This window comes from bacterium (genome assembly GCA_028821235.1).
Lineage (GTDB): Bacteria > Actinomycetota > Acidimicrobiia > Spongiisociales > Spongiisociaceae > Spongiisocius.
The window spans coordinates 1-1,895 of sequence record JAPPGV010000067.1 but is presented as its reverse complement, the minus strand read 5'-3'; the positions used below and the strand labels follow the sequence as shown (position 1 = coordinate 1,895).

2 protein-coding genes are annotated in these 1,895 nt (G+C 63.4%); both read right to left on the bottom strand.

The genetic code is table 11. The annotated features are described in order from the left end of the window. Nucleotides 1–280: 280 nt before the first annotated feature. Nucleotides 281–1,129 (bottom strand): metal ABC transporter permease, encoded by an 849-nt coding sequence (locus OXK16_07040; GenBank protein MDE0375701.1) that lies wholly within the window; start codon nt 1,127–1,129, stop codon nt 281–283. A 134-nt stretch (nt 1,130–1,263) separates the two neighbouring features. Continuing rightward, nucleotides 1,264–1,895: metal ABC transporter substrate-binding protein (locus OXK16_07035; GenBank protein ID MDE0375700.1), on the bottom strand; the 632-nt coding region annotated here is incomplete at its 5' end.

Here is a 1,895-nt window from a genome sequence, read left to right as displayed (position 1 = left end):
CGTGGTGCTCGTGCGTATCGCACTCGTGCGGGTCGTGCGCACCCATCCGGGGCTCCTTTCGTGCTGACGGATCTCCGCCGGACCCGACCCTTTACCATCAGGACCGGAGCCAACCGAGACTACGAAGGACCAAGGATAGCAGGCGCCGGTCTGGTGCCGATTCTTCATGGACAATTCTTCATGGATGGGGGCTGGTGGGGGTGAACGGAGCGGGAGTTCCGGGGCGCCTGAACTGGATCATCGCTATTCGATGGCCCTGTCGCGGTATGAAGCTCCAGGGCTACTTGCCGGTCGCGTTCTCCGCACTCGACGCGATTCTCTCCCGGAGGTTGGTGACCGCCAGCACCAGGAAGAACAGCACCACCGGGAGGACCGCCATGGTTGCCGACCCGGACGTGTTGGCGTGGTAGCTGATAACCAGCCCGCCGGCCACGCTGATGACCCCGATGACCGCGCTCGTGATCATCATGGCGGGAACGCGCCGCACCAGGAGAGCGGCCGTTGCTGGAGGCCCCACCAGCAGGCCGAACGCCAGCAGGGTTCCGACAGTGCGGTAGGAACCGACGATGGAGAGGGTGACCAACGTCAGCAGCGCGGCGTTGGTGAGAGAAGGTCGTAGTCCCAGCAGGCTGGCCTTGGTCTCGTTGAAGGACAGTACGAGAAAGGGTCGGTAGAGGATGACCGAGACCAGGACCACGACCGCCGTCACGACCATCAGGACCTGGATATCCGCCGCCTGGACGCCCAGAGTATCGCCGAAAAGGATCGCCGCGATCCCGCCGCTGTAGGAAGGAGACCGGGAGATGAAGATGACACCCAGACCCAGCATTCCCACGAACAGCAGCCCGATACCGGTGTCCTCGGAGAAAACGGTCTGGCGGTGGACCAGATTGATCCCGGCGATCATGACCACCGCCGCCATCCCCGCCCCTATGAACACATTGAAGTCGAGGAGGATGGCCAGCGTGATCCCCGGTATCACCCCGTGGATCAGGGCGTCACCTAGGAAGCTCATGCCACGAATCACGACCCAGGTCCCGACCACCGCCCCGGCGATGGCGGCCAGCGCGCCACCCAGCATCGCCCGCTGCTGAAAGGCGAACTCGAAGGGTTCGGTAAACCACTCCATGGGGTCAGGCCCTCACTCGATCCGGGGTTGTAACTGTTGCCGACAATCGAATCCCAGGCAATAGTCGCGGGCGAACCCGCGGAGTTCGTTTCGGCGCCTGCCTAGGCAAGTGGCCCTTTTTGCTGCGGCACGCTTTAAGAGAGGGCGTCGGCGATCCTGATGGCATTGTTCCTGAGCATTCCGACAATGTTGTCGGTTTCCGTTCCCGGCTCGCCCAGGGATCCCGTGTGGAGGGTGACAACTGCTACGTCAGTGCCGGCCTCGGCTGCAACCGCCTCCGCCAGCGCAGTGGAGTCGATGGTCTCCGCGAAGATCACCTTCACTCCTTCTTCCACGATCTCCTCAACCAACGTAGCCAGTTCCGCCGAACTGGGGTCGGCGAGGGTTGAGCCGCCCGGAATGACCACGCCGATGACCTCGAACTCGTAACGATCAGCGAAGTAGCCGAGCGAGTCGTGGTTCGTGATCAGCACCCGGCTCTCATGCGGGATCGGGGCAAGGATGTCCTGGATCTCTGCGTCCAGTTCGGTCAGGGTGGCGGCATAGGCCTCGGCGCGGGACATCCAGTCACCGGACGGGTCGATCTCCGTAAGTGCTTCAGCGATCAGCAGAGCGGCTTTGGCAACTCGCAGCGGATCCAGCCAGAAGTGGGGGTCGGCGCCGGTGTGGGCATGTCCTCCCTCTTCGGCGTGGTCGTCGTCTTCGGCCTCATCTTCGGCGTGGTCGTCGTCTTCGGCCTCATCTTCGGCGTGGTCGTCGTCTTCGG

What these genes read in the sequence shown, in the direction of transcription:
- OXK16_07040 (MDE0375701.1), bottom strand. Translation starts at nt 1,129, where the DNA reads ATGGAGTGGTTTACCGAACCCTTCGAGTTCGCCTTTCAGCAGCGGGCG.